Raw genomic sequence first — 23,825 nt, 5'->3', positions numbered from 1 at the left:
TTTATCCGCCTGGCACCGAGCTGGCCATGTTATGCGCAGATGCCGTGCCACGCGACGTGGCTGCGGCAAGCGTTTCTTTCAACTCGGCTTCCATTTTTATCAACTCTTCCTCGGCGGCGGCGCGTTTCGCCTTGCCCTCATCTGCAATCGCCAGACTTTCTTCGATTGTGGCGATCAGTGTCGCATTGGCGGATTTCACGGCTTCAATGTCAAAGACGCCGCGCTCCATTTCCTTGCGCACCATGCGGTTGGCCTCTTGCAGGTTCTCGGCATTTGCGGTCAGTAGTTCATTGGTCAGGTCGGTGGCGGATTTCACGGCCTTCGCAGCTTCGGCGGACCGTTGGATGGTCACTGCCTGCGCCAACTGGGTTTCCCACAGCGGCACGGTGTTCACCAAGGTCGAGTTAATCTTCGTCACCAGAGACTTGTCGTTTTCCTGCACCAAACGGATCGAGGGCAGCGACTGCATCGTCACCTGACGGGTCAGTTTCAGATCATGCACTCGACGTTCCAGATCATCCCGCGCGGCGCGCAGGTCGCGCAATTCCTGCGCTTTGATCACGCCCTGATCTTCTGGCGCACCTGCCACTTCGGCTTCTTTGGCGGGGATGATGGTATCATCAAGTTCGGCCAGCTTGGCCTCGCCCGCCGAAATATAGAGCGCCAGCTCGTCATAAAACTCCAGCGTCTTTTCATAGAGCTTGTCGAGTGATTTGATATCTTTCAAAAGTGTATGTTCGTGACCCAGAAGATTGTCGGTGATCTTGTCGATCTGTCCCTGAACATCTTCATAGCGCGCCATGAATTTCGCGGCGGGTGCCATGCGGCCCAGCAGTTTCTCCCACCAACTGCGTTCGCGACGCATGTCCATCTCGCTGATCGAAAAGCCGCGGATCGTAGTGACGATGTTGCGCAGGCTGTCGCCGGCTGGCCCCACATCCTTGTTGCGCACGCCGGCCAGCATGTCCTGACTGATGACCTGCAACTCGGCCTGAGCAGCCGACCCAAACTCGATAATCGACTGAGTGTTTTCCATGTCGATCTCGGCCATGCGCTTTTCAATCTCGGCGCTGACTTTCTTGTTGGCCTTTTCCAACGGCACAAGCGCGCTTGAGGGTTCGGGCAGCACGACCGCCGTCACGTCTTCAATGTCCTTCAAGGCTGCTTCGGCCTTCTGGCGGGTTGTATCGGTCATTTGAAAATCCTCACAAGTTACTCGGTTCGCACGCCTTCGCGCGCCAGTCTTTCGCGCAGAACCTCGATTTCGACATCAAGGTCGGTGCGGTTGTCATTCAGGAATTGTCGGGTGCGGGCGGCGAAATTGGCTTCCAGATCGTCCAGCAGGGTTTCATAATCCGCGCGCGCCGTGCCACCGGGGTCGCGCATGTAGATGTCAACAAACTTGGCTGTCGCGTCACGTGCACCCAACAAGTATACACCCAGGTATTTACGTGCAGCGGTCAGGTCGCGGGGGTCGTCTTCGACCGTGCGAAACATATCACGGGCGGTTGTGATGAACCGGTCTACGCGCCCCTCAAGCCGACGATCCTTGGTGCGGTCGATGGTATCTTTCATGACGCGCAGATGTTTCTCGGCCTCGTTGACGGCTCGGGCAACACGGTCGGTCTGAAACTCATCCACATCTTCCATGCCTTTGTCGCGCAGTGGATCCAACCCGAACGAAAACATGTGCAGACCGACGCCCAGAAGTCCAAGCGCCGCCGCGATGATCGGCATGCCATCCACCGAGCCTGCCAGAAACAAGCCGATCCCAGTCATCGCCGAGCCGAACAGCTTGCGCGGAATGGCCGGGCGACGCGCGATCTTGCGAGCGTCATATTCTTCCTGGGCCAGGATGCCTTCGCGCGTCAGCCAGGCGGCGGCGATCAAGGCTCCGAACGCCAACAATCGCAAGATCAGGTCGCCGGGATCGCGGAAGAACGCCAGAAAAGCCAGCGGTATGGGGGCAAGAAACAACAGGTTGACCCGTCCGCCTGCGCGCGAGCGGGTTTTGCCATGATAAGGCGACCGTTCGGCAGGTCCGACATCAGGTCGTGTGTCAGAGTTCCGATCTGATGATTTCGGGCTGAACTCTCCGCCAAAACGCTGTGACATCACGCGCCCCCTGTGATGGAGACATAGAGGATCAACGCGACAAGCACGAAAAAAGCGGTCTTTTGTAGTCCGGTTTCAGACAATCGGGTCCCTTTCCTGGTCACCGTTTCAAAGCCAATATAGGGTCGTATGCTCTCTATCGCTATGGGTTTGTTGACGGAATGCCGTCAGGCCGCCGAAGGGTCTGGTTGGGCTGCCGAAGGTTGGTGTTCGATCAAGCGGTCCCTGTTCCCTTGGTGTGCGACGATGCTCACTTTATATGGGTGCGCTAACATGACAACGGGGAAACGCGCCAATCGTTCCCCGGACATGTAACCGCTTGCGGTCAGCCCTCTAACGGGGCGGATTGAGCGCGCCACTTGCGCAAGGCGCGTCCCATCACCCGATCCCACAACGGCGGGATCAAGGCGATCGTCGCCATCATCGGCAGGGAATAGGGCAACATTGGTGCTTGTTTCGCATCGGGCAGGGTCAACGCAGGATAAGGCCGCATCGGATGGGCGTGGTGGTCTGAATGGCGCGGTGCATTCAACATCATGTGGGACGAAAACCAGTGCGGTGCGTTCCAGCTGTGACCCACGTCCACGGGCACATAATCGCCGTCTGCGCGCTTGTCGCGCAACAGCCCGTAATGCTGGACGTAGTCTGACAACAGTAACTGCATCTGAGCGTGAAGACTCAGCAGAAGATAGGCCAGAAAACCGCCAATTCCACCTATCCACAAGGCGATGCCCATCGTCAGGATAGCCCCCGCGACATAGATGTAATAGGGGTTCATTTCCCGCCGGTGGCTGCGTGCAAGGTCTTGCTTTTCCATCTCATATCCCGCGACGAATGATCCAACCCAGGCGCGCGGCGCAAAGTCATAGAAACTCTCGCCTTCTTCGGCGGTGTTGGGGTCGTCGGGCGTTGCCACCCATCGGTGGTGCACTTTGGGATGGGCTGAACTGTGGTGGCCGAACAGAAGCGTGATATAGACCCATTTGCCAAGCGTGCGCAGTTTCCAGTTGCTGCGATGGATCAACTCGTGCGCATTCGCGTTGGAAACCTGCCCGAAAAACAGCCCAGTGGCCAGAAACGTGCAGGCGGTCGCCACAAGGCTGTGCTGCATCCCACCACCAAGTGAATAGACAACAAGACCCAACAAACCAAAATGGCAAAGCGCAAGCAGGGCCGACAGAAGATCGGCGTCATCGGCTGTTTCATCTTCGTCCAGTGCGGGCGAGATACGCGCGATGATCGCGTCCAGCGCATAGGCCAGCAATGTCATATAGGTCAGGGCCGCAACGGCAAACCAGCCCCCGAAAAGTGCTGCCAGCGCGATCAGCACGACGGGCGTAAGGCTGGCAACCGCGAAAACTCTCATTGGATGTGTTAAAAAACCTGCCATGGGTTCTCCGCTTGCGGCCTCAGGTGAGGACTTGCGCGAAATATCGTGGAAACGGCCAGGATACGCAATCCGCCACATCTATGTCGCTTTTGAATGGCGTCGGTTTGGGCGCGCTGTTTATTGTGGGGCCAGGACATGATTGGGGATCGCAATGGCGCTGGACGGTAAAAAAGGCATCTGGAAATCGGGCAAAGGCAAAGGGCCCCGCAGGCCCAAAGGCCGCCAGATTGATCCTGTGGCGCTGGAGGAGGTTCAGGCACTGTTGGGCGACCGCCCGCGGCGCCGCGATCTTCTGATCGAATTTCTGCACGTGATACAGGATGTCCAAGGCCACCTGTCTGCCGCCCACCTGCGCGCGCTTGCCCACGAATTGAAGATCGGCCAAGCCGAGGCTTACGAGGTCGCAAGCTTCTATGCCCATTTCGATGTGGTGCGTGAGGGTGAAACGCCTCCGCCAGCACTGACCATTCGTGTCTGTGACAGCCTGTCCTGCGAGTTGGCAGGTGCCGAAGCGTTGCAAAGGGCGCTGGAAGACGGATTGGACGCAGATCAGGTGCGCGTGGTGCGGGCACCCTGCATGGGGCGCTGCGATACAGCACCGGTGTTGGAGCTGGGCCATAACCACATCGACCACGCCACGCCCGAAAAGGTTCACGCCGCCATCGCCGCCGGAGACACACACGCCAAACTGCCTGCCTATGAAGACCTCGCGGCTTATCGCGCCGCTGGAGGTTATGCCAAGCTGGAAGACCTGCGCGCCCATGGCGATTGGGAAGCGGTTCAGGAAGATGTTCTGGACGCTGGCCTGCGCGGGCTTGGCGGGGCCGGGTTTCCGTCGGGCAAGAAGTGGGGCTTTGTGCGCGCCAATGCCGGCCCCCGCTATCTGGCGGTGAATGGCGACGAAGGCGAGCCGGGCACGTTCAAGGACCGTTACTATCTGGAACGCACTCCGCATCTGATGCTGGAAGGCATGTTGATCGCCGCTTGGGCGGTCGAGGCTGAAACCTGCTTCATCTACATGCGTGACGAATACCCGGCGGTGTTGGAAGTTCTGCGCCGCGAGATCGCTGCGCTGGAAACCGCAGGGCTGGTTGCGCCGGGCTATATCGACCTGCGCCGGGGTGCTGGCGCATACATCTGCGGCGAAGAAAGCGCGATGATCGAATCGATCGAAGGCAAGCGCGGCCTGCCGCGTCATCGCCCGCCATTCGTGGCGCAGGTGGGGATATTCGACCGCCCAACACTGGTACATAACGTGGAAACCCTGCATTGGGTGGCCCGCATTCTGCGCGAGGGTGGGGACATTCTGACCGCAGAGGAAAAGAACGGGCGTTCAGGTCTGCGCAGCTATTCTGTTTCGGGTCGTGTCGCCAATCCGGGTGTATATTTGCTACCCGCTGGATCGACGATCCGTGATGTCATTGACGCCTGCGGCGGTATGGCCGGCGGGCATCGTTTCAAAGCCTATCAACCGGGCGGTCCGTCTTCGGGCCTGTTGCCCGCATCGATGGACGATATCCCGCTGGATTTCGACACACTCCAACCACATGATACGTTTATCGGCTCGGCGGCGGTTGTGGTCCTGTCGGATCAGGACAGCGCGCGCGATGCTGCGCTGAACATGCTGCGGTTCTTCGAAGATGAAAGCTGCGGTCAATGCACGCCGTGCCGGTCGGGCTGCGAAAAAGCGGTGAAGCTGATGCAGGCCGACCGCTGGGATCAGGATTTGCTGACCGAGCTTTGTACTGTGATGCAGGATGCCTCGATCTGCGGGTTGGGGCAGGCGGCACCGAATCCCATTTTGCTGACCATGAAGCACTTTCCCGACGAAATTTGACGCGCCTTCGGCGGCAGTGTTCTTCCCACGTCACACTTGATCCGTGTGACCGTGCCGCGCATCCGTATGCACATGGTAAGTCTTCTGCAAACACCCGATCTTAACGGCCTTCGTTCAAGGATGACGACATGAGCAACCTGCCGATCCTGCTGGGCCTGTGTTTTTCCCTGGCATATTTCCCCCTGACCTCGTCCGCGCCGTCTTGGCCGCGGTCGGCCATCAAGACCATACCGCTGTTGGCTTTCGCGCTGGCGGCCTATCTTGCAGATATGGGGCCATACCTTGTGGCAGGGCTGTTTCTGTCCGCGTTGGGGGATCTTGGCTTGTCGCGTGACGGAAACGGGCCGTTTCTTTATGGATTGTCCGCGTTTGCCTTGGCGCATCTGGCTTATATTCTGCATTTTCTGGGGGTCTCGGGTGCGCCGTTGTGGGATGCGTTCTGGACGGCTCCTGTTGTTGCAATCGCCCTTGTCGCCCTGATGGTGTCGACCGAGGTGTGGCTGGCAAGCCATACCGGACATTTGCAATGGCCCGTCCGCATCTATGTCGTAATTATCGGTGCCATGGGGCTGGCCGCGCTGACATTGCCGTTCGGGTGGACCGTGGTTGGCGCGGGATTGTTTATTGTCTCGGACGTAATCCTTGCAATCAATCTGTTTCGGATGTCCGACACACATCACCATCGGCTTAAGGCCGGATACGCAGTCTGGGCGTTCTATATCGCAGGGCAGGCGTTGATCCTTTGGGGTGGGTTACAAGGCTGACCGCCACGCTGCCCCCTTCCATCCGTCCCCCATGTGGCTTAGGTGGAGAGTAAGCGATCAAGAGGGCGCACATGGCTTTTTTCTCGAAACTCAAGGAACGTCTGTTCAAATCGTCATCCAAGCTGGAAGAAGGGCTTGAGGCGATTGTCGAGGATGGTGGCGAAGAAGAACTGGTCGAAGCTCCAGTGGATGCCGGTAAGGCCGACAGGTCAGCACCGCTTGTGCCCCCGTCGGAAGCGTCGGATGTAGCGCCTGAGCCCGAGCCTGAATTTGATCAAGCCGCGGCGGATGCGGAATATGAAACTCTCATGGCCGAAATGGCAGACGTGACGCCCGAACAGGCGGCGGCTGCGGAGGCTTTGGAGCCTTGGGTTGAGCCTGATGAGGGGATCGCCGGATCGCTGAATGAGCAGCTCAATGAAGTTGAGGACGTGATCGAAACCTTGGCAGAACCGGCCAATGAAGCGATGGTTGAAGAGGCCCTTGAAGCGCCGGAAGAGGTCGCGGAGGCTTCACCCGAACCCGAACCCGAACCCGAACCCGAACCCGAACCCGAACCCGAACCCGAGTCAACTGCACCTGCCGCTCCCGCACCGCTGGATGTTGCCGCCGAGGTGGCACCAGATCCCGCCGCAAGACCCGGCCTTTTGGGTCGCATGTTCGGACGACGAGAGGCCAAGACCGTCGTGCGCCGGATCGTCGATGACGACATGTTGGAAAGCCTTGAAGATCTGATGATCACTTCGGATATGGGCGTCGACACGGCGATGCGTGTGACGGCCAACATCTCTGAAAGCTATTTCGGAAAGAAATTGTCAGTGGATGAAATAAAATCTGTTCTGGCCGCCGAAGTCACCCGCATCATGGAACCCGTCGCTGTGCCCATGCCGCTCTATTCCAAACGGCCGCAGGTTGTGCTGATCGTGGGCGTGAATGGTGCGGGCAAAACCACGACGATCGGCAAACTGGCAAGCCAGTTCACGGCTGCGGGGAAGAAGGTCGTGATCGCGGCGGGCGATACGTTCCGCGCCGCGGCGGTCGAACAATTGCAGGTCTGGGGGGACCGCGCCGGTGTCCCCGTCCTGACCGCGCCCGAAGGCTCGGACCCCGCCTCACTTGCGTATGATGCCATGACCAAGGCCGAGGCGGACGGTGCCGATCTGCTGATGATCGACACTGCCGGACGATTGCAAAACCGTGCCGATCTGATGGAAGAACTGGCCAAGATCGTGCGTGTTATCAAGAAAAAGGACGACACTGCACCGCACAATACCATTCTGGTACTGGATGCGACCACGGGGCAGAATGCCTTGTCGCAGGTCGGGACGTTTCAGAAACTTGCCGATGTGTCCGGGTTGGTGATGACGAAGCTCGATGGCACCGCAAAGGGCGGCGTTCTGGTCGCATTGGCCGACAAGTTCGCATTGCCCATACACGCGATCGGAGTAGGCGAGCAGATCGACGACCTGGCTCCTTTCGATCCCGAAGAATTCGCCCGTGCCCTGATCGGCATCACCGAATAGGCACGTGTAATGAGTGAGCGGGAATGAGCGACTGGCTGCTATCGCTGGAAGGCACCGAGGCTGGTCAACAGGTCGCGTTGATGCTCGCCTTGCTTGCCGCTTTTCTTCACGCGCTCTTCGGGGCGTTGCAGAAGGGGCGTCATGATCCGTGGCTGTCACGCGGTGCGATTGATTTTTCATACGGTGTGATCGCGGCACCTTTCGCCTTGTTTGTCGTGCCATGGCCCGAACCGCATATGTGGCCGATCTTTGCCGTCGCGTTCGTAATCCATGTCACCTACAAGATCGCACAAAGCTATACTTATGTGCTGGGGTCCTACACGGTCGTTTATCCGGTGGTGCGCGGCACTGGCCCCTTGTTTACTGTGATCGGGGCCGGGCTGTTGTTTGGCGAACATTTCACCACCGTGCAGTGGCTTGGGGTGGCGACCTTGGTTGCGGGTATATTCGCGCTGGCGGCCTATAACTTGCGGCATTGGCCGTTGGGACGCGCACAGTTGAAGCCGGCGCTCGCCATGGCGGTTGTGACTGGCTTGTTCGTTGCGGCCTATACGACGTTTGACGCCTATGGAATCCGTGCCACAGCCAACCCCTTCACCTTCCTTGCGTGGTTTTTCTTCATCGACGGGTTCTTCATGCCCGTCATTGCCGGTCTGCGCTGGAGGAACATGTCAAACCGCCCGTCGCTTGGCCCCTTGATGAGGCGGGGTTTGCTTGGGGCGTTTGTTGCCTATTTCAGCTTCGGGTCAATCATGCTGGCCACCCGGCTGGACAGTGTCGGTGAAGCAGCCGTGTTGCGCGAAACCTCGACCGTTTTTGCGGCGCTGATCGGCTGGCTTGTGCTGAAAGAACGGGTCGGTCCGCGTCGTGTCGCGATGATGGCTTTGATCGCCGCAGGCGCCGTGATAGTCGAGATGGGCGGATAAGGAGGCACTATGACCGAGAAGCAGGTAAACCCGACCCTGAGGGCAGCGTTGGAATATGGACCAATCATTTTGTTCTTCGTGGCCTACACGTTTCTGAAAGATCGTAGCTTCATGGTCGGCGGCACCGAATATTCGGGTTTTGTCGCGGTAACGGCGATGTTCATCCCGGTGCTTGCTCTGGCGACCTTGGCAATGTGGAAGCTTACCGGACACCTGTCAAAAATGCAGATCGTGACGCTTGTGCTGGTGATAGGCTTCGGCGGCATGTCGATCTGGTTCAACGATGAACGCTTCTTCAAAATGAAACCGACGATGATCTATCTGCTGTTTGCGGGTATTCTGGGCTTCGGCCTGCTGCGCGGCACCAGTTATCTTGAGGCCGTGATGGACCGCGCGCTACCATTGGAGCGCGCAGGCTGGATGATCCTGACCAAGCGGTTGGCCCTGTTTTTTCTGGCGCTTGCCATCGCGAACGAAGTGATCTGGCGCAGCATGTCCACCGACGCTTGGGTGAATTTCAAAACCTTCGGCCTGCCGTTGGCGATGTTTGCGTTTTTCATGACGCAGGCCGGACTGTTCAAGCGTTACGGGACAGACGAGGACGCCAGTGAAAGCTGACGCCCGCTTGGCGTGCCGCCCTATCGTTTGAACAAAACGTCCTGCGCTTTCTTGTCGGTTTGCAGATTTCCACGTTGGTCTGACGCCACGGCGCGACCGCGTTGCACCGCTGGGCGTGCGCCCACCTCGTCCAGCCAGCGGGCAAGGTTGGGTTTGTCGTCCAGCGTCTGGTCCTGCCCTTCCCACAACGACGCCCAGCCCCAACAGGCCATGTCGGCAATCGAATAGAAGTCACCGGCCAGAAAGCGATTGTCGGCAAGTTGCCGGTCCATCACGCCGTAAAGCCGTGCGGTCTCGGTGCGATAGCGGTCCTTGGCATAGGGCAGGTCGTTGGGCGGATCCATGGACGGCGCGTATTTCAGAAAGTGATGCGCCTGTCCGGCCATCGGCCCCAAACCGCCCATTTGCCACATCAGCCATTGATCCACCGCAATCCTTTCACGCTCGGTCGTGCCGTAAAACGTGTCAGTCTTGCGGGCAAGGTATTGCAGGATCGCCCCGCTTTCAAAAATCGAAATCGGCGCACCGTCCGGCCCGTCGGGGTCAATGATGGCGGGCATCCGGTTGTTGGGCGCGATTTTCAGAAAGTCCGGCTTGAACTGATCACCCGCGCCGATATTCACCAGGTTTACTTCGTAAGGCAGCGCCATTTCCTCCAGCGCGATGGATATTTTCCATCCGTTCGGAGTGGGCCAGTAATATAGCTCGATGGGTTTGGGCATGTCGTCTCTCCTTCGTTACGGGCAGGATGACAGGCTTTGGTCGATTGGCAAGACAGCAACGGGTCTGCGGCTTCAGGAACGGGCAAGCGGGTGGCGGCTGTGCACTTGACGCAATTCACAAGGGGCGCTAGGGCTAACGCGTGGCGATTTGTTTACCGGATTGCGGGCCACGTAAAATATTCTGCTAAAGAGGTCAGGGACCTTGCGGGCGACATGCCCAGCAAATTCACCCCCGGCGCTCGTGATGCGGTGGGGGTTTTTTTGTGCGAAAGGAACGCGCGATGACAGAGGCGAAATCGGACTGGTCGAAACGGACGAAGGCGGTGCATGGTGGCACCCGTCGCAGCCAGTATAATGAAGTCAGTGAAGCGATCTTTCTGACGCAAGGCTTCGTTTACGACAGTGCCGAACAGGCCGAGGCACGCTTTATCGAAAGCAGCCGGGACGAGTTTATCTATGCCCGCTATGGCAACCCGACCGTCGCCATGTTCGAAGATCGGATTGCGGCGCTCGAAGGCGCCGAGGACGCGTTTGCGACCGCCTCGGGCATGGCCGCTGTCAACGGGGCGTTGATGTCGGTTCTGAAAGCCGGGGACCATGTGGTTGCCGGGCGGGCGCTGTTCGGTTCGTGCCTCTATGTTCTCGAAGACATTCTTGCGCGGTTCGGGGTCGAGGTGACGCTGGTCGATGGCACCGACCTTGAAGCTTGGCGCGCTGCTATGCGCCCCGACACAGCAGTCTGTTTCTTCGAAAGCGTGTCCAATCCGGCGCTTGAGGTGATCGACATCAAAGGCGTTGCCCAGATCGCCCATGAGGTTGGCGCGCTGGTTGTCGTGGACAACGTCTTTGCTACTCCGGTGTTTAGTCGGGCAATTGAGCAAGGTGCCGATGTCGTTGTCTATTCCACCACCAAACACGTGGACGGGCAAGGGCGGTGCCTTGGTGGCGTCGTGCTGGGCACACAGGACTATATCCGCAAAACGCTTGAACCCTACCTGAAGCACACTGGCGGCGCGATGAGCCCGTTCAATGCGTGGGTCATGCTGAAAGGGTTGGAGACGATGGAACTGCGCGTGAAGGCGCAAGCCGCGTCAGCGTTTGAGATCGCAAGCGCCTTGGAAGGTCATGAAAAACTGGCCCGTGTTGTTCATCCGTTGCTGGACAGCCACCCGGACAAAGCTTTGGCTGAGCGTCAGATGATCGGCGGGGCGGGCACCGTTCTGGCCCTGGAACTGGCGGGGGGAAAAGAAGCTGCTTTTCGTTTTCTGAATGCGCTTGAGATTGTCTTGATTTCAAACAACCTTGGCGACGCGAAATCCATTGTGACCCACCCAGCGACCACCACGCATCAACGCCTTCCAGATGAACAGAAAGCACTGTTGGGCATCACGCCGGGCCTTTTGCGTCTGTCCATCGGTCTTGAAGACGCGCAGGATTTGATCGCGGACCTGATGGCCGCCCTAAACGCCGCCTGAATGGTCGCATCCTGAGCATCGTGTTTGGAGAATCCTTGTCACACACTTATGTTATGAGGGTGCGACAGGATCGGAGGGTCCGATATGAACCAGATGAAGCGCAAAGGGGGTATCGCCCCTGACGCAGCCGCAGCGCGTGATGCGCTTGACGTGTTGCGCGACTGGGCTGCAAAGGCCGACCCGGTCGAGGTCGCAAAGCTGGACCCGGCGATAGCCCGCCTTTTACCGGGTGCTGAATTGCCGAATTATCCTGACCTCAACCGCGACTATCCGGCCGATTTCACGCCTGACGCGGCTTACAGGGCGACGATGCCCGACCTGCAAAACGGCCCTGCCAGTCTTATTCAAGGTGCCAAGCGGCATATTCAGCACGTGGGCATCTCGAATTTCCGACTACCGATCCGCTATCACACCCGCGACGGCGCAGACGTGACGCTTGAGACCTCGGTGACAGGGACCGTCAGTCTTGAGGCGGGCAAGAAGGGCATCAACATGTCGCGCATCATGCGCAGTTTCTATGCCCATGCGGAAAAGACCTTCAGCTTCGACGTGATCGAAGCCGCATTGGATGATTACAAAACGGATCTGGAAAGCCTGGACGCGCGCATTGAGATGCGCTTTTCCTACCCAGCGCGGGTCGAAAGCTTGCGGTCTGGCCTTTCCGGTTATCAATATTACGACATTGCGCTGGAATTGGTCGAACATCGCGACCAGCGACGCAAATTCATGCATCTGGACTATGTTTACTCCTCAACCTGTCCCTGTTCGCTGGAACTGTCCGAACACGCGCGGCAGATGAGGGGGCAGTTGGCAACGCCACACTCGCAACGGTCGGTCGCGCGGATTTCAATCGAGAAGATCCATCAGCCGCATCACACGCTGTGGTTCGAGGATCTGATCGATATCTGCCGCAACGCGGTGCCAACCGAAACGCAGGTGATGGTCAAACGAGAGGACGAACAGGCTTTTGCCGAGATGAATGCAGCAAATCCGATCTTTGTCGAGGACGCCGCGCGCCTGTTCTGCGAACACTTGCAGAAAGATGCACGTATCGGAGATTTCCGCGTTGTCGCCAGCCATCAGGAAAGCCTTCACAGCCATGATGCGGTGTCGATCCTGACCGAAGGTGAGACGTTTGAAGCCGAAAGCCTTGATCCAAAACTATTCTCGACCCTGTTTCACGTTGGCTAGGATTGCGCATGTCATGGCAGCATTGCGGTTTTCGCAATGGTAAAGTCAATCATGCTGACCTAAACTAGATGCAGGGAGGAAACCACAAGTGATAAAACGAGGTTTCCAATGGCAACTTATAGCACAGACATCAAATTCGACCGTCATCCGGTGCGTGCCCGCATCGCGTCGTTCTTCGCGTCGATTGGCCAAGCCATCATTATTGCAAGCGAAAGCCGTTCGCGTATGGACCAAATCAAAGCACTTGAAGCTCGCAGCGACGACGAATTGGCCGAGATGGGCTTGAAGCGCGAAAACATTGTGCAGCATGTTTTCCGCGATTTGTGTTACATCTGATCAGACACATCTGCGCATCTTTGATGCGTGTGATTTGATCTGATCCTTGACAGTCAACATGGCTGAGGCCAACCCTGCGCCCATGTTCGATCTGCGACCTGTCGTATATGTCACCGGCCTTTTGGTTGCCGCCCTGGGAGTCACCATGGTGATTCCGATGGGCGTCGATCTGTTTTACGGCAGCCCTGACTGGGCAGTCTTTCTTGAAAGCGCAGTTATCACGACGCTGATTGGTGGATCAATGTCGCTGGCGACAGCCAACGGCGTTGGCAAGGGGCTGTCGATCCAGCAAACCTTTCTGCTAACCACCGGTGTCTGGATTGCATTGCCCGTCTTTGGCGCGATCCCTTTCGTTCTATCCGATCTTGGCGTGCGACCGGTGGACGCGTTTTTCGAGGCGATGTCGGGTCTGACAACCACAGGGGCAACCGTGTTGTCGGGGCTTGATGACATGCCGAAGGGGCTGTTGTTCTGGCGGGCACTCTTGCAGTGGTATGGTGGCATCGGTATCATCATTGTTGCCATGGTTTTCCTGCCTGAATTACGGGTGGGTGGGATGCAGATTTTCCGATCCGAGGCCTTTGACACGATGGGTAAGGTGCTGCCCCGCGCCGCCCAGATCGCCGGGCGCATCAGCCAGATATATTTGCTTCTGACAGTTGCTTGTGCCGTCCTGTATGTGGCAGTCGGTTTGCCGCCGTTTGAAGCAATCTATCATGCAATGACGACGCTATCGACCGGTGGATTCTCGTCAACTGACAAATCGTTCGGCGCCTTTCAGGGTGTTCCGGAATATGTCGCAGCGGTCTTCATGATCTTGGCCAGCCTGCCTTTTGTTCGCTATATCCAACTGCTCAGCGGCACGGCACGGCCGATTCTGCATGACACTCAGATCCGAGCCTATCTTATCATCATTCTGACCATCACATTGATGATGACGGTGTATCGGCTCATCGCGAACGGCGACTATCTGGAGCATGGCTTTCGTGAAGGTGTCTTCAACGTTACCTCGATCATAAGTGGCACCGGCTATTCCAGTGTTGACTATCAGCTTTGGGGAACGTTCCCGGTGGTTGTGTTTTTCTTTCTTGGTCTGATCGGCGGGTGCGCTGGGTCGACCGCCTGTTCGATCAAAGTGTTCCGTTACCAGCTGCTTTTTGCCTCGATCAAGGCGCAAATCCGATCAATCCATTCGCCTCATGGCCTGTTCACACCGCGCTATGCCGGGCGTCGCGTGGATGACGAAGTGCTGTCCTCGGTCATGGGTTTTTTTGTGTTTTTCGTTGTCACGCTGGGGATTGTTGCCGTGCTGCTGGGCATGACCGGACTTGATTTCACAACATCAGTTTCTGGCGCGGCTACCGCCGTCGCGAATATCGGCCCTGGCCTTGGCGAGATTATTGGACCGGCAGGGAACTTCGGCAGTTTGAACGATACCGCAAAGTGGATATTGGCCATCACGATGCTGATCGGCAGGCTGGAGCTTTTGGCCGTCTATGTCTTGTTCACCGTGAAATTCTGGCGCGGGTAAGTCTGCCCGCGCAAACACAGCGGGCAAACTTGGTGACAGTTCAGAAACGATCGCCTATTTCCAGCAGCTGACCAGAACGGTCATGCCGACTGCCTGTGCGTTCAGATCCGCCGGATCCAAGGATGCACCCGCATCGGTGGCGTCCGGTGTGACCCCGTTTTCAGCAAGGAAAGACGTGACGGATGCGGCATCCAGCGCAAAGCTGACACCTTCGGGAAGCGTGCGATTTGCGAATGACTGGCTGGGCAGGAGCATTCCCATCACAGCGCCACCGGCGTCCAGCACCGGCCCGCCGGCATCCCCAGGAAGCGCCGCAAGGGTCAGGCGGTTCAACTCGGTTTCGCCGTTCAAACCGGTCAACTCGGACAGGCTGCCATAGGTCAGGCTGGGCGCGCTCAGCCGCCCTTCATAGCTGTATCCGGCGACCGCAACATCGGATTTCAGGCGCGGATCAACCGTCAGGAAAGCCGCATAGGCCAGAGGGGCCAGTGGATTCTGTGGCGTTAGAAGCGCCAGACCGCGAGTTTCGTCCAGAGCCGCGACATCGGCAACGTAGTCTTCGTTTACAGTGACACGGCCACACCCTCTGACGGCTTCTGCCGTGGTCAGGATTGTTCCCTTGGCATCGACATAAAAACCTGAACGCGACATCTCGGGCGTGCGGATTTCAAGACCGGACAGAAGGTCGAGGCTTTGGGTTGCAGCATCCAGCCCCGCATTGTCTGGTAATGCCTGTGGGCCAAGCGAGGCAAAGCTGGACTTCATGTCCTGCAAGACCTTGTTGCGACGTTTTTCGTCGCCCACTGGCCAGATCAAGGTGAAGCCTTTGACCGTTCCATCCACCAATTGTGCTTGCGTGTAAGATGTGATTTTACCATCCGTGCCCTCAATCGTGAACGAGCTCTTCTTGCGCTCGCGTGGGCCTTCGACCGGCACGATCTCAAGCGATTGCAGGATATCGTAAAGGCCATATAGCGTGTCCTGATCGCCGGTCTGGCTGATCAGCACCACACGCACACCGCTGTCGCCCTTTGTGTCAAAATGCACAAACGGTGCCTCATAGCGTGCAAACTCGACCATCGCGCTTGGAATGGCGACTGATATCCCGGCCTGAATGTCCTCGTAAGGACGAATGCCCAAGGACGCGATGACAGACTGAAAACTTGCCAGAAGTTCTTCGCGCTGGCGGGTGGTCAGAACGCCCGTTGGATCATAGCCACGATCAGTCTGCCAAGCCGCCATGGACCGACGCGTGCCGGCACCAAACGCCCCGTCGATGGCCGAAGTATAATACCCTTCCCATTGCAGTGCGACCTGCAATGCCTTTCGGCCGTCGCGATCCAGAAGCCTTTCGCTGCCCAAGGCCTCGCGCCGGGTCTCGTCCTGTGGCGGTTCAGGCTCGGTCAGGGTCGGGGATGTGTCAGGTTGAGCCACGGACGCAATCTGATCACCCTGTTCAGGTGCTTGGCTTGATTCCGTTGCAATCTTGGCGGCATCAGAAGCTTCAAGCGGGTCAGTGTTCAGTGTATTGGCCCCGACCGGCCAGAACTGTTGCCGCAACTTGCTGGAAAAGGTGATGAAGCTGTCACGCGGGATCAGCCCGGCGTTCTTCAAGGACCGCATCTGAATATTTGCTGCGTCTTCGGTATAGGGGCCAAGAATGACGCCATACCAGTTGCCGCCAATGCGGAATCCGTTCACGCCGTCAAGCCGCGCGGCATAGCTGCGCACCCGCTCTTCAGCTTCGCCGAGGGTCGGTTGCGCCTCGATCTGGATCCAGAACAGGTTTTCAGTCTGAACCCCTGATGCCGACGATGAATTTTGCTGGGCTATCGCTGGCAGGCTGATCAGGCTGGCCGCAACTCCGGTGAAAAGGGCAGCAGCAATACGTTTGGTCATGGATCCTCGTGGCCTTCGCGGCATGGCTTGAAAAGTCTTCGGGCAGATAAGCATCCCCCCTGGGCATGGTCAATAACTGGGTCGCAATATGACAGTTTCGTGCGGTGGGTCCAGCGTGTTCATCAATATTTACGCGAAACGCCAGCGCTTGTAGCCTGACCGGTTCAAAAGCGGCGCTTTCACGCGTTGACCCTTCGGGGGGCACGCCGTATTGAGGGCTGATATTCCGGGAACGACCATACGGGCAGGGCCATGGGCAATAACGAAACGCGTCCAAAAAGCTTTCAAGAGATCATCCTGCGGCTTCAGATCTACTGGGCCGAACAGGGCTGTGCGATCTTGCAACCTTACGACATGGAAGTTGGCGCGGGCACCTTCCATCCGGCCACCACGTTGCGTTCGCTTGGTTCTCAACCGTGGGCGGCGGCCTATGTGCAACCATCGCGACGCCCGACTGATGGGCGCTATGGTGAAAACCCGAACCGATTGCAGCATTACTATCAATATCAGGTGCTGATCAAACCCAGCCCGCCCAATCTGCAAGACCTCTATCTTGGGTCACTGCAAGCCATCGGCATCGACATGGATCTGCATGACATCCGATTTGTCGAAGACGACTGGGAAAGTCCCACGCTTGGGGCCTGGGGTCTTGGGTGGGAAGTCTGGTGCGACGGTATGGAAGTCAGTCAGTTCACGTATTTCCAGCAAGTTGGCGGCTATGACTGCCACCCTGTTTCAGGCGAACTGACCTATGGGCTTGAGCGTCTGGCGATGTACATCCTTGGCGTGGATCACGTGATGGACATGCCGTTCAACGATCCCGGTGCGCCAATCCCGCTGACCTATGGCGACGTCTTCAAGCAGACGGAAGAAGAATACGCCCGCTGGAATTTTGACGTGGCCAACACGGATGTGCTGCTGAAACAGTTCGAAGAGGCCGAGGCAGAGTGCAACGCCATCCTTGATCAGGCACATGTGGATCCCAAGACAGGCAAGCGTATCGTCATGGCGCATCCCGCTTATGACCAATGCATCAAGGCCAGTCATTTGTTCAACCTGATGGATGCACGTGGCGTGATTTCGGTCACGGAACGTCAGGCTTATATCGGGCGAGTGCGTGCGCTCGCAAAACTCTGTGCGGATGCCTTTGTGCAGACCCGTGCAGGTGGCTGGACGAAAGAGGACGCGGCGTGAGCGGCAAGATCATTGGAATATTTATTGTGATAACAGCACTTATCGCAGGTGCGGCACTCTATTGGTTGCAGCTCTACGCGTATTACGACGACGTATCATTGAACACCGAACTGCGTATGACGAATGTTGTAACGGGCGAACCCGAGGTCGTGCTTTACGAAAACTTTCAGGGGATTGACGCCGACAGTTCTCCGCTTCGGTTCCGCGGGTGTTTCACTACGACCATGAGCCTTGCGATGCTGACCGAGACCTTCAAGACATATGAGCAGGCAACGCCCCTGACCGCACCCGGCTGGTTCGACTGCTTTGACGCCAGCCAGATAGGCGCCGCCTTGGAGGCCGGAGAAGCCATCGCCTTTTTGGGCGAACGCGACATTCAGGACGGGGTGGACCGTGTGGTCGCAATCTTCCCTGATGGCCGGGGTTATGCCTGGCATCAGCTGAACGAAAAATACAGCGAGTGAACGATATGCCCGACCTGCTGATTGAACTCTTTTCCGAAGAAATCCCGGCGCGGATGCAAAAACGCGCTGCGGAGGATCTGAAAAAGCTCGTGACCGATGGTCTGGTCGAGGCCGGGTTGACCTATGCGGGTGCCGCCGCGTTGTCGACGCCGCGCCGCCTGACACTTGCCGTCGAAGGGCTGCTGGACAAATCGCCGGACACGCGCGAGGAGCGTAAGGGGCCCAAGGTGGGCGCACCAGACAAGGCAATCGATGGGTTCTTGCGCGGCGCAGGTTTGACCCGCGAACAGCTTGAAGAACGCGACACGCCCAAAGGCCCGGTCTACTTCGCATTGATCGAACAGAAAGGCCGCCCCGCTGCCGATATCGTCGCCGAGGTGCTGGAGGCCGCAATCCGCAACTTCCCCTGGCCCAAAGCCATGCGCTGGGGCGCGGGCAGCCTGCGTTGGGTGCGCCCGCTACATTCGATCCTGTGCATCCTGTCGGATGAGGCGGGGGCAAGTGTGGTGCCTTTGGATGTCGACGGGATCAAAGCGGGCGACATGACCGAAGGGCATCGTTTCATGGCACCCGGACCTTTCGCCGTGGTCAGTTTTGCGGATTACGAGGCGAAGTTGAAAGCCACCAAGGTGATCCTGTCGTCCGACGAGCGCGCCGATCATATCTGGGCCGAAGCGCAGAATGCGGCGTTTGCCCAAGGGTTGGAGATCGTCGAGGATCGGGGCCTGCTGGCCGAGGTTGCGGGGCTGGTCGAATGGCCCGTCGTGTTGATGGGCGATATTGCGGATGAATTCATCCCGTTGCCGCCGGAGGTTTTGCAGACATCCATGCGCGAGCATCAGAAATTCTTTTCGGTGAAAAACCCGAAATCGGGCCTGATCGAGAAATTCGTGACCGTCGCTAACCGCGAAACAGCGGATCATGGGGCGACCATATTGGCGGGCAACCAGAAGGTGCTGTCCGCCCGTCTGGCCGATGCCAAGTTTTTCTGGGAGAACGATCTGCGTGTGGCCGAAACCGGTGGTGCGCCGTGGCTGGACAGCCTGTCGAACGTCACCTTCCACAACAAGCTGGGCACGCAAGGCGAGCGGATCGAACGAATTGCGCAGTTGGCCCGCGCGATTGCTCCATCCGTTGACGCTGATCCTGACCTGGCCGCAAAAGCCGGGCGCTGGGCCAAGGCCGATCTGTCATCCGAGATGGTCTATGAATTTCCAGAGCTTCAGGGCCTGATGGGCAAATACTATGCCGCGCCCGCAGGCTACCCGGTCGAGGTCGCGAATGCGGCGATGGAACATTATTCCCCGCTTGGACCGTCAGATGATGTGCCGTCTGCCCCGGTTTCCGTGGCTGTGGCGTTGGCCGATAAGCTGGATACTCTGACGGGCTTCTGGGCGATTGATGAAAAGCCCACCGGCTCGAAAGACCCGTTTGCACTGCGCCGCGCGGCGCTGGGGGTGATCCGGTTGGTGTTGGAGAATGATCTGCGTATCGCGCTGGACCAGCTTTTCGATGCCCAATTGCTGCGTCACGAGATTGAATTGAATGAAAACGGGTCCGTGCGCGAAGCTTTGCTGCGCGATCTGGACAAAGAGATCGCGGACCATGGCGTGTTCGGCGCAGCCATCCGCACAGTCTTGGACCATTTCGACGGCGATTTGTCCAAGCATCTTGAGAAGGTGAAAGAAAGCCTGCCCGATACTTCGCGCGACCTGCTCGGTTTCTTCCATGATCGTCTGAAAGTCTACCTCCGCGACAAAGGCGTGCGCCACGACGTGATCGACGCCTGCCTTGCGATGCCAAACAATGACGACCTGACGCTGCTGGTCAAACGCGCCGCGGCACTGACCGCCTTTCTGTCCACCGAGGACGGTGAGAACCTGCTGCAAGGGGTCAAACGCTCCAGCAACATTCTGGCGCAGGCGGAAGATAAGGACGGTGTTGAATATTCCTATGGCGCTGATGTGAAATTCGCAGAAGCGGACGAGGAAAAGGCGTTGTTTGCCGCGCTGGACACAGCGGAAGCCGCGATCAAACCAGCGATGGAGGCCGAGGATTTCGCCGCCGCCATGCAGGCGATGGCCAGTCTGCGCGCGCCCATCGATACGTTTTTTGAAGCGGTTCAAATCAATACCGACAATCAGGTGGTGCGCCGCAACCGTCTGAACCTGTTATCACGTATTCGAATGATCTGTGCGGGCGTCGCAGACCTGTCCCGTATCGAAGGCTGACGTGTTTCTTCCGGTTGCCCCCGCATATTTGTGGCAACCGGGCTGACCCGGTCAGATACGGTCCCATTTTGTCGCGTGTATTGCATATAACGTAGCACTTGTTTGACGCGCCGCGCGCGCTATGGTGGCGTATGACATCCGTGCTGCGGTGCAGAAAAAGTGAGAGCCATGACCTTCACAGAGATCACGCCGACAGCGGCGATTGAGAACGCACGCCATGGCGGGCGGGCGAAATGCCTGCAACGCCTGATCCGGCTGGATATGCCTGTACCACTTACCGTCGCCCTGAGTTTCGACGCCGTTCACGGTATATCCGCAGGCGACATGCCTGATCTTGGCGCGATGCTTGCACTTTTTGGCTCTGACCCACTGGTTTCGGTGCGACCGTCATCCGAAGACCCAGATTGGGGTGGCCCGGGGGCTATACTGAACATCGGCATGAATGACGCGGTTCATGCCAGGCTGACAAAGTCGCATGGGGAAACCGCGGCCAACGCGCTTTATTTGCGGTTCATCCAGTCCTATGCTGTTCATGTCGGGCGTCTGGATCCTGACGAATTCGAAACCTTTTCGACGCCATCCCCAGACGCTTTGCGCGCGGCGCTAGAGCTTTACGAGGAAGAAACCGAGAGCTATTTCCCGCAGGATCCGAAAGAACAATTGGCTGAAATCCTACGCTCGATGGCGCGCGCGTGGGAGGGTACGACGGCGCGGCTACTGCGGCAGGCCAAGGGGGCGCCGGCGGATGCAGGGCTGGGACTTGTGGTGCAGAAAATGGCCTTGGGTGTCGGGCAAAATACTTGTGGGTCAGGTGTCATTCAGTTCGTCAACGGACAGACCGGCCGCAGAGAAATTCGCGGGCGCTATCTGTGTAAGAGCCAGGGTCGGGACGCGTTGACCGACGCCGAAGACCGCGACGTCATGTATCTGACAAAAGATCGTCGCGGGCGTTCAATCGAAGAGGTTTTACCGGAAAACTTCGCCAATCTGCTGAAATACGGCGAGCTGTGCCGGACGCGTTTGCGCGAAGAGATGGAGATTGAGTTTACCATCGACAATGAGGAACTGTTCATCCTCGACGCCGTGCGGGTGCAGCGCAGTGAACGTGCCAACGTGCGCATTGCCGTATCACTGGCCAATGACGGGATCATCAGCCGGGAAGAGGCTGTCTTGCGTATTCCCCCCCGTGCGCTCAGCGAATTGCTGCACAGCCAGTTTGACCCAAGCGACAAGCGTGACCGTTTTGCCCAGGGGATTGCCGCCAGTCCGGGGGCCGCAACAGGCAAGATCGTCTTCAACGCCCGCGCAGCGCAGGCCATGGCGGCCCAAGGTGAAAACTGCGTCCTCGTGCGCAGCGAAACCAGCCCGGAAGATATACGTGGTATGCACGCGGCCAAAGGCATTCTAACGGTCCGGGGCGGTATTACCAGCCATGCGGCAGTGATCGCGCGTGGTCTGGGCCTGCCTTGTGTGGTCGGTGCGCAAGACCTGTCGCTGGACAAGAAGCAGCGTAAACTGATCGCCAAGGATGGACGCGAATTTGTCGAAGGCGACGTGATCAGCATTGATGGTGCGCTTGGCTTTGCCTATGCGGGCGCGGTGAACATGTTGCCGCCCGAACTGGGCGAGGGGTTCCAGACCCTGATGGCTTGGGCGGATGAGTTTCGCGATATAGGCGTGCGGGCGAACGCTGACACACCGCCTGATGCGCGCAATGCCCGCATGTTTGCCGCCGAAGGCATTGGCCTGTGCCGGACCGAGCATATGTTCATCGACGATGACCGCCTTCTGGCGATGCGCGAAATGATCTTTGCCGATCACGCCAATGATCGCCGGACTGCGCTTGACCGTCTGCTGCCGATGCAGCGCGACGATTTCACCGAGCTGTTCGAGATTATGCAAGGTCTGCCGGTTTGCATCCGCCTGTTCGACCCGCCGCTGCACGAGTTTTTGCCGCATGGGCGCGAAGGTCTGCGGGAACTGGCCGAGGCGCTCGACCTGCCCTTGCGCGACGTTGAACGGCGGGTGGATGGCCTGCGCGAATTCAACCCGATGCTGGGCATGCGCGGCGTGCGCCTGGGCATCACTGTGCCGGAAATCTATGACATGCAGGCCCGCGCGATATTTGAAGCAACGGTCGCGGCCTCCAAACTTGGCGATCCCGTGGTGCCCGAGGTGATGATCCCGCTTGTATCAGCCAAGCGCGAGGTTGAGATGGTAAAGGCTCGGGTCGACGCCGTGGCCGCCGAAGTGCGCATCGAAACCGGATCGGATTTCACCTATCGGTTGGGTGTGATGGTGGAAACGCCGCGTGCCGCCCTGCGCGCGGGCGAAATTGCGCAACATGCCGCCTTCATGTCTTTCGGGACCAATGACCTGACCCAGATGACCTATGGCCTGTCGCGCGATGACGCAGGTCGCTTCATGGGCGAATATGTGGCCCAGGGTGTCTATGAAGAAGACCCGTTTCACATGCTAGACGCTGACGGGGTCGGCGAGCTGTTGCAGATGGGTGCAACACGCGGGCGGGATGCGAACCATGATCTGACTTTGTCGATCTGTGGCGAACATGGCGGCAACCCAGAATCGATCCGATTCTGTCGCGATGCCGGCTTTGACTATGTATCGTGTTCCCCCTTTCGAGTGCCCATCGCCCGATTGGCCGCCGCTCACCTTGCGCTGGAGGGTTGGGCAGAGGAATATAGGCTAATAGACTGAAAATATGACAATAGTCATTGGAAGAGGGCATTCAGATCGGCGACTTTCACCGTCGCTCTCACACTGTGACAACCTGCCTGACTGGACCAAAGCCGCTTTTTTTTGTACCCAGACGGCCAGACATCAAACGTTTTCCGGTGTGGGGGGATAACGAATGTTTCAGCTTCTTCAGAAGGTGGCTGCGGGGCTTTGCTTTGCTCTGGCGCCGCTGGCAATGCCAGTATCCGCAGTCGCACAAAGTGCCGCCAACCCGTTTGGCGCGTTGTTGCTGCGTGATCGCACCGCGGTTGAGACAATGGCTGAGGACCGGATAGCAGCTCTCGGCATCCTGCCGTCCCCTCGCAAGGTCAGCGCGCCAAATGAAGTGCTGGCGACGAAATATTCGCCCAAATGGTTGGCGACGCTTCCCAAGCCACGTCAGGACGAAGAATCGCGCTGCCTGACCGAAGCGCTGTATTTCGAAGCGCGCGGGGAAACGATCAAGGGTCAGTTCGCAGTTGCCGAAGTTATCATGAATCGGGTCGATAATCCTCGGTATCCAAATTCAGTTTGCGGTGTGATTAATCAGGGCACGGGTCGAAAATATGCCTGTCAGTTCACATTCACCTGTGACGGTCGACCCGAAGTGATCAACGAACCCGCCATGTTTGCGCGGTTGGGCAAGGTTGCGCGCGCGATGATAGATGGTATTGATCGCCCTTTGACGGGTGGAGCGACACATTATCACACCAGCGCCGTCGCGCCTGCGTGGGCCAGCCGATTGACACGCACGGCGAAAATCGGCGTGCATCGGTTCTATCGATAAGGTACTTTCATGTGACGCGCCCAGGGGCGTCTGTGTCGTTTTGCGCTGGCAATCAGACCTCTAAAAAGGGCAATGTGACCGCATCT

19 protein-coding genes and 1 riboswitch are annotated in these 23,825 nt (G+C 58.1%); of the genes, 14 read left to right on the top strand and 5 right to left on the bottom strand.

The window, feature by feature from the left end; genetic code table 11:
* Nucleotide 1: 1 nt before the first annotated feature.
* The 3 genes from BMY55_RS13515 to BMY55_RS13505 form a co-directional block, all read right to left on the bottom strand.
* Complete coding sequence (locus BMY55_RS13515) at nucleotides 2–1,195, bottom strand: toxic anion resistance protein (RefSeq protein WP_091431383.1); 1,194 nt, start codon at nucleotides 1,193–1,195, stop codon at nucleotides 2–4.
* 17 nt (nucleotides 1,196–1,212) lie between these two features.
* Nucleotides 1,213–2,115: a 5-bromo-4-chloroindolyl phosphate hydrolysis family protein gene (locus BMY55_RS13510; protein WP_091431382.1), complete on the bottom strand. Its 903-nt coding sequence runs from the start codon at nucleotides 2,113–2,115 to the stop codon at nucleotides 1,213–1,215.
* Between the two features lie 325 nt (nucleotides 2,116–2,440).
* A complete protein-coding gene (locus BMY55_RS13505) occupies nucleotides 2,441–3,481 on the bottom strand; it encodes an alkane 1-monooxygenase (protein WP_091431380.1) in 1,041 nt (346 codons plus the stop codon).
* 175 nt (nucleotides 3,482–3,656) lie between these two features.
* Between BMY55_RS13505 and BMY55_RS13500 the strand changes: the two genes are divergently transcribed.
* From BMY55_RS13500 to BMY55_RS13480, 5 genes are all read left to right on the top strand, one after another.
* Nucleotides 3,657–5,342, top strand: a complete 1,686-nt coding sequence (locus tag BMY55_RS13500) for an NAD(P)H-dependent oxidoreductase subunit E (RefSeq protein ID WP_091431378.1) — start codon at nucleotides 3,657–3,659, stop codon at nucleotides 5,340–5,342.
* Between the two features lie 128 nt (nucleotides 5,343–5,470).
* Entirely contained in the window at nucleotides 5,471–6,106 is a 636-nt protein-coding gene (locus BMY55_RS13495; RefSeq protein ID WP_091431376.1) for a lysoplasmalogenase, read from the top strand.
* Between the two features lie 71 nt (nucleotides 6,107–6,177).
* On the top strand, nucleotides 6,178–7,629 hold the full coding sequence (ftsY, locus tag BMY55_RS13490) for a signal recognition particle-docking protein FtsY (protein WP_091431374.1): 1,452 nt from the start codon (nucleotides 6,178–6,180) through the stop codon (nucleotides 7,627–7,629).
* A gap of 23 nt (nucleotides 7,630–7,652) precedes the next feature.
* Complete coding sequence (locus tag BMY55_RS13485) at nucleotides 7,653–8,555, top strand: EamA family transporter (RefSeq protein ID WP_091431373.1); 903 nt, start codon at nucleotides 7,653–7,655, stop codon at nucleotides 8,553–8,555.
* 9 nt (nucleotides 8,556–8,564) lie between these two features.
* Complete coding sequence (locus BMY55_RS13480) at nucleotides 8,565–9,173, top strand: inner membrane-spanning protein YciB (protein ID WP_091431371.1); 609 nt, start codon at nucleotides 8,565–8,567, stop codon at nucleotides 9,171–9,173.
* A gap of 20 nt (nucleotides 9,174–9,193) precedes the next feature.
* Here BMY55_RS13480 and BMY55_RS13475 read toward each other — a convergent pair whose 3' ends face one another.
* A complete protein-coding gene (locus tag BMY55_RS13475; protein WP_091431369.1) occupies nucleotides 9,194–9,895 on the bottom strand; it encodes a glutathione S-transferase N-terminal domain-containing protein in 702 nt (233 codons plus the stop codon).
* 130 nt (nucleotides 9,896–10,025) lie between these two features.
* Nucleotides 10,026–10,104, top strand: a riboswitch (SAM riboswitch).
* Between the two features lie 72 nt (nucleotides 10,105–10,176).
* Between BMY55_RS13475 and metZ the strand changes: the two genes are divergently transcribed.
* From metZ to BMY55_RS13455, 4 genes are all read left to right on the top strand, one after another.
* A complete protein-coding gene (metZ, locus tag BMY55_RS13470; RefSeq protein WP_091431368.1) occupies nucleotides 10,177–11,370 on the top strand; it encodes an O-succinylhomoserine sulfhydrylase in 1,194 nt (397 codons plus the stop codon).
* An 84-nt stretch (nucleotides 11,371–11,454) separates the two neighbouring features.
* Nucleotides 11,455–12,561, top strand: a complete 1,107-nt coding sequence (gene folE2 / locus BMY55_RS13465; protein ID WP_091431366.1) for a GTP cyclohydrolase FolE2 — start codon at nucleotides 11,455–11,457, stop codon at nucleotides 12,559–12,561.
* 108 nt (nucleotides 12,562–12,669) lie between these two features.
* On the top strand, nucleotides 12,670–12,897 hold the full coding sequence (locus BMY55_RS13460; RefSeq protein ID WP_091431364.1) for a hypothetical protein: 228 nt from the start codon (nucleotides 12,670–12,672) through the stop codon (nucleotides 12,895–12,897).
* Between the two features lie 82 nt (nucleotides 12,898–12,979).
* Complete coding sequence (locus tag BMY55_RS13455; protein WP_091432615.1) at nucleotides 12,980–14,428, top strand: TrkH family potassium uptake protein; 1,449 nt, start codon at nucleotides 12,980–12,982, stop codon at nucleotides 14,426–14,428.
* A 54-nt stretch (nucleotides 14,429–14,482) separates the two neighbouring features.
* On the opposite strand, the gene BMY55_RS13450 is transcribed toward BMY55_RS13455, so the two are convergent.
* Complete coding sequence (locus BMY55_RS13450; RefSeq protein WP_091431362.1) at nucleotides 14,483–16,327, bottom strand: trypsin-like peptidase domain-containing protein; 1,845 nt, start codon at nucleotides 16,325–16,327, stop codon at nucleotides 14,483–14,485.
* A gap of 252 nt (nucleotides 16,328–16,579) precedes the next feature.
* Between BMY55_RS13450 and BMY55_RS13445 the strand changes: the two genes are divergently transcribed.
* From BMY55_RS13445 to BMY55_RS13425, 5 genes are all read left to right on the top strand, one after another.
* Nucleotides 16,580–17,521, top strand: a complete 942-nt coding sequence (locus tag BMY55_RS13445) for a glycine--tRNA ligase subunit alpha (RefSeq protein WP_091431360.1) — start codon at nucleotides 16,580–16,582, stop codon at nucleotides 17,519–17,521.
* Nucleotides 17,518–17,985: a DUF6446 family protein gene (locus BMY55_RS13440; protein ID WP_091431358.1), complete on the top strand. Its 468-nt coding sequence runs from the start codon at nucleotides 17,518–17,520 to the stop codon at nucleotides 17,983–17,985. The genes BMY55_RS13445 and BMY55_RS13440 overlap by 4 nt, the downstream gene beginning before the upstream one ends.
* 5 nt (nucleotides 17,986–17,990) lie before the next feature.
* Nucleotides 17,991–20,216: a glycine--tRNA ligase subunit beta gene (gene glyS, locus BMY55_RS13435; protein ID WP_091432613.1), complete on the top strand. Its 2,226-nt coding sequence runs from the start codon at nucleotides 17,991–17,993 to the stop codon at nucleotides 20,214–20,216.
* Nucleotides 20,217–20,384: 168 nt separating this feature from the next.
* On the top strand, nucleotides 20,385–22,934 hold the full coding sequence (gene ppdK / locus BMY55_RS13430; protein WP_091431356.1) for a pyruvate, phosphate dikinase: 2,550 nt from the start codon (nucleotides 20,385–20,387) through the stop codon (nucleotides 22,932–22,934).
* 154 nt (nucleotides 22,935–23,088) lie between these two features.
* Nucleotides 23,089–23,739 carry a cell wall hydrolase gene (locus BMY55_RS13425; protein ID WP_091431354.1) on the top strand — a complete coding sequence of 217 codons (651 nt, stop codon included), beginning with the start codon at nucleotides 23,089–23,091 and terminating at the stop codon, nucleotides 23,737–23,739.
* The last annotated feature ends 86 nt before the right edge of the window (nucleotides 23,740–23,825 follow it).

This window comes from Aliiroseovarius sediminilitoris, from assembly GCF_900109955.1.
Taxonomy (GTDB): Bacteria; Pseudomonadota; Alphaproteobacteria; order Rhodobacterales; family Rhodobacteraceae; genus Aliiroseovarius; species Aliiroseovarius sediminilitoris.
Note: the sequence above shows the minus strand (reverse complement) of the source record. Positions and strands in the feature narration are given on the sequence as shown.

Bases quoted from the DNA above. Each gene is read 5' to 3' on its own strand.
- BMY55_RS13515 (WP_091431383.1), bottom strand. From the start codon at position 1,195: ATGACCGATACAACCCGCCAGAAGGCCGAAGCAGCCTTGAAGGACATT.
- BMY55_RS13510 (WP_091431382.1), bottom strand. From the start codon at position 2,115: ATGTCACAGCGTTTTGGCGGAGAGTTCAGCCCGAAATCATCAGATCGG.
- BMY55_RS13505 (WP_091431380.1), bottom strand. From the start codon at position 3,481: ATGAGAGTTTTCGCGGTTGCCAGCCTTACGCCCGTCGTGCTGATCGCG.
- BMY55_RS13500 (WP_091431378.1), top strand. From the start codon at position 3,657: ATGGCGCTGGACGGTAAAAAAGGCATCTGGAAATCGGGCAAAGGCAAA.
- BMY55_RS13495 (WP_091431376.1), top strand. From the start codon at position 5,471: ATGAGCAACCTGCCGATCCTGCTGGGCCTGTGTTTTTCCCTGGCATAT.
- ftsY (WP_091431374.1), top strand. From the start codon at position 6,178: ATGGCTTTTTTCTCGAAACTCAAGGAACGTCTGTTCAAATCGTCATCC.
- BMY55_RS13485 (WP_091431373.1), top strand. From the start codon at position 7,653: ATGAGCGACTGGCTGCTATCGCTGGAAGGCACCGAGGCTGGTCAACAG.
- BMY55_RS13480 (WP_091431371.1), top strand. From the start codon at position 8,565: ATGACCGAGAAGCAGGTAAACCCGACCCTGAGGGCAGCGTTGGAATAT.
- BMY55_RS13475 (WP_091431369.1), bottom strand. From the start codon at position 9,895: ATGCCCAAACCCATCGAGCTATATTACTGGCCCACTCCGAACGGATGG.
- metZ (WP_091431368.1), top strand. From the start codon at position 10,177: ATGACAGAGGCGAAATCGGACTGGTCGAAACGGACGAAGGCGGTGCAT.
- folE2 (WP_091431366.1), top strand. From the start codon at position 11,455: ATGAACCAGATGAAGCGCAAAGGGGGTATCGCCCCTGACGCAGCCGCA.
- BMY55_RS13460 (WP_091431364.1), top strand. From the start codon at position 12,670: ATGGCAACTTATAGCACAGACATCAAATTCGACCGTCATCCGGTGCGT.
- BMY55_RS13455 (WP_091432615.1), top strand. From the start codon at position 12,980: ATGTTCGATCTGCGACCTGTCGTATATGTCACCGGCCTTTTGGTTGCC.
- BMY55_RS13450 (WP_091431362.1), bottom strand. From the start codon at position 16,327: ATGACCAAACGTATTGCTGCTGCCCTTTTCACCGGAGTTGCGGCCAGC.
- BMY55_RS13445 (WP_091431360.1), top strand. From the start codon at position 16,580: ATGGGCAATAACGAAACGCGTCCAAAAAGCTTTCAAGAGATCATCCTG.
- glyS (WP_091432613.1), top strand. From the start codon at position 17,991: ATGCCCGACCTGCTGATTGAACTCTTTTCCGAAGAAATCCCGGCGCGG.
- ppdK (WP_091431356.1), top strand. From the start codon at position 20,385: ATGACCTTCACAGAGATCACGCCGACAGCGGCGATTGAGAACGCACGC.
- BMY55_RS13425 (WP_091431354.1), top strand. From the start codon at position 23,089: ATGTTTCAGCTTCTTCAGAAGGTGGCTGCGGGGCTTTGCTTTGCTCTG.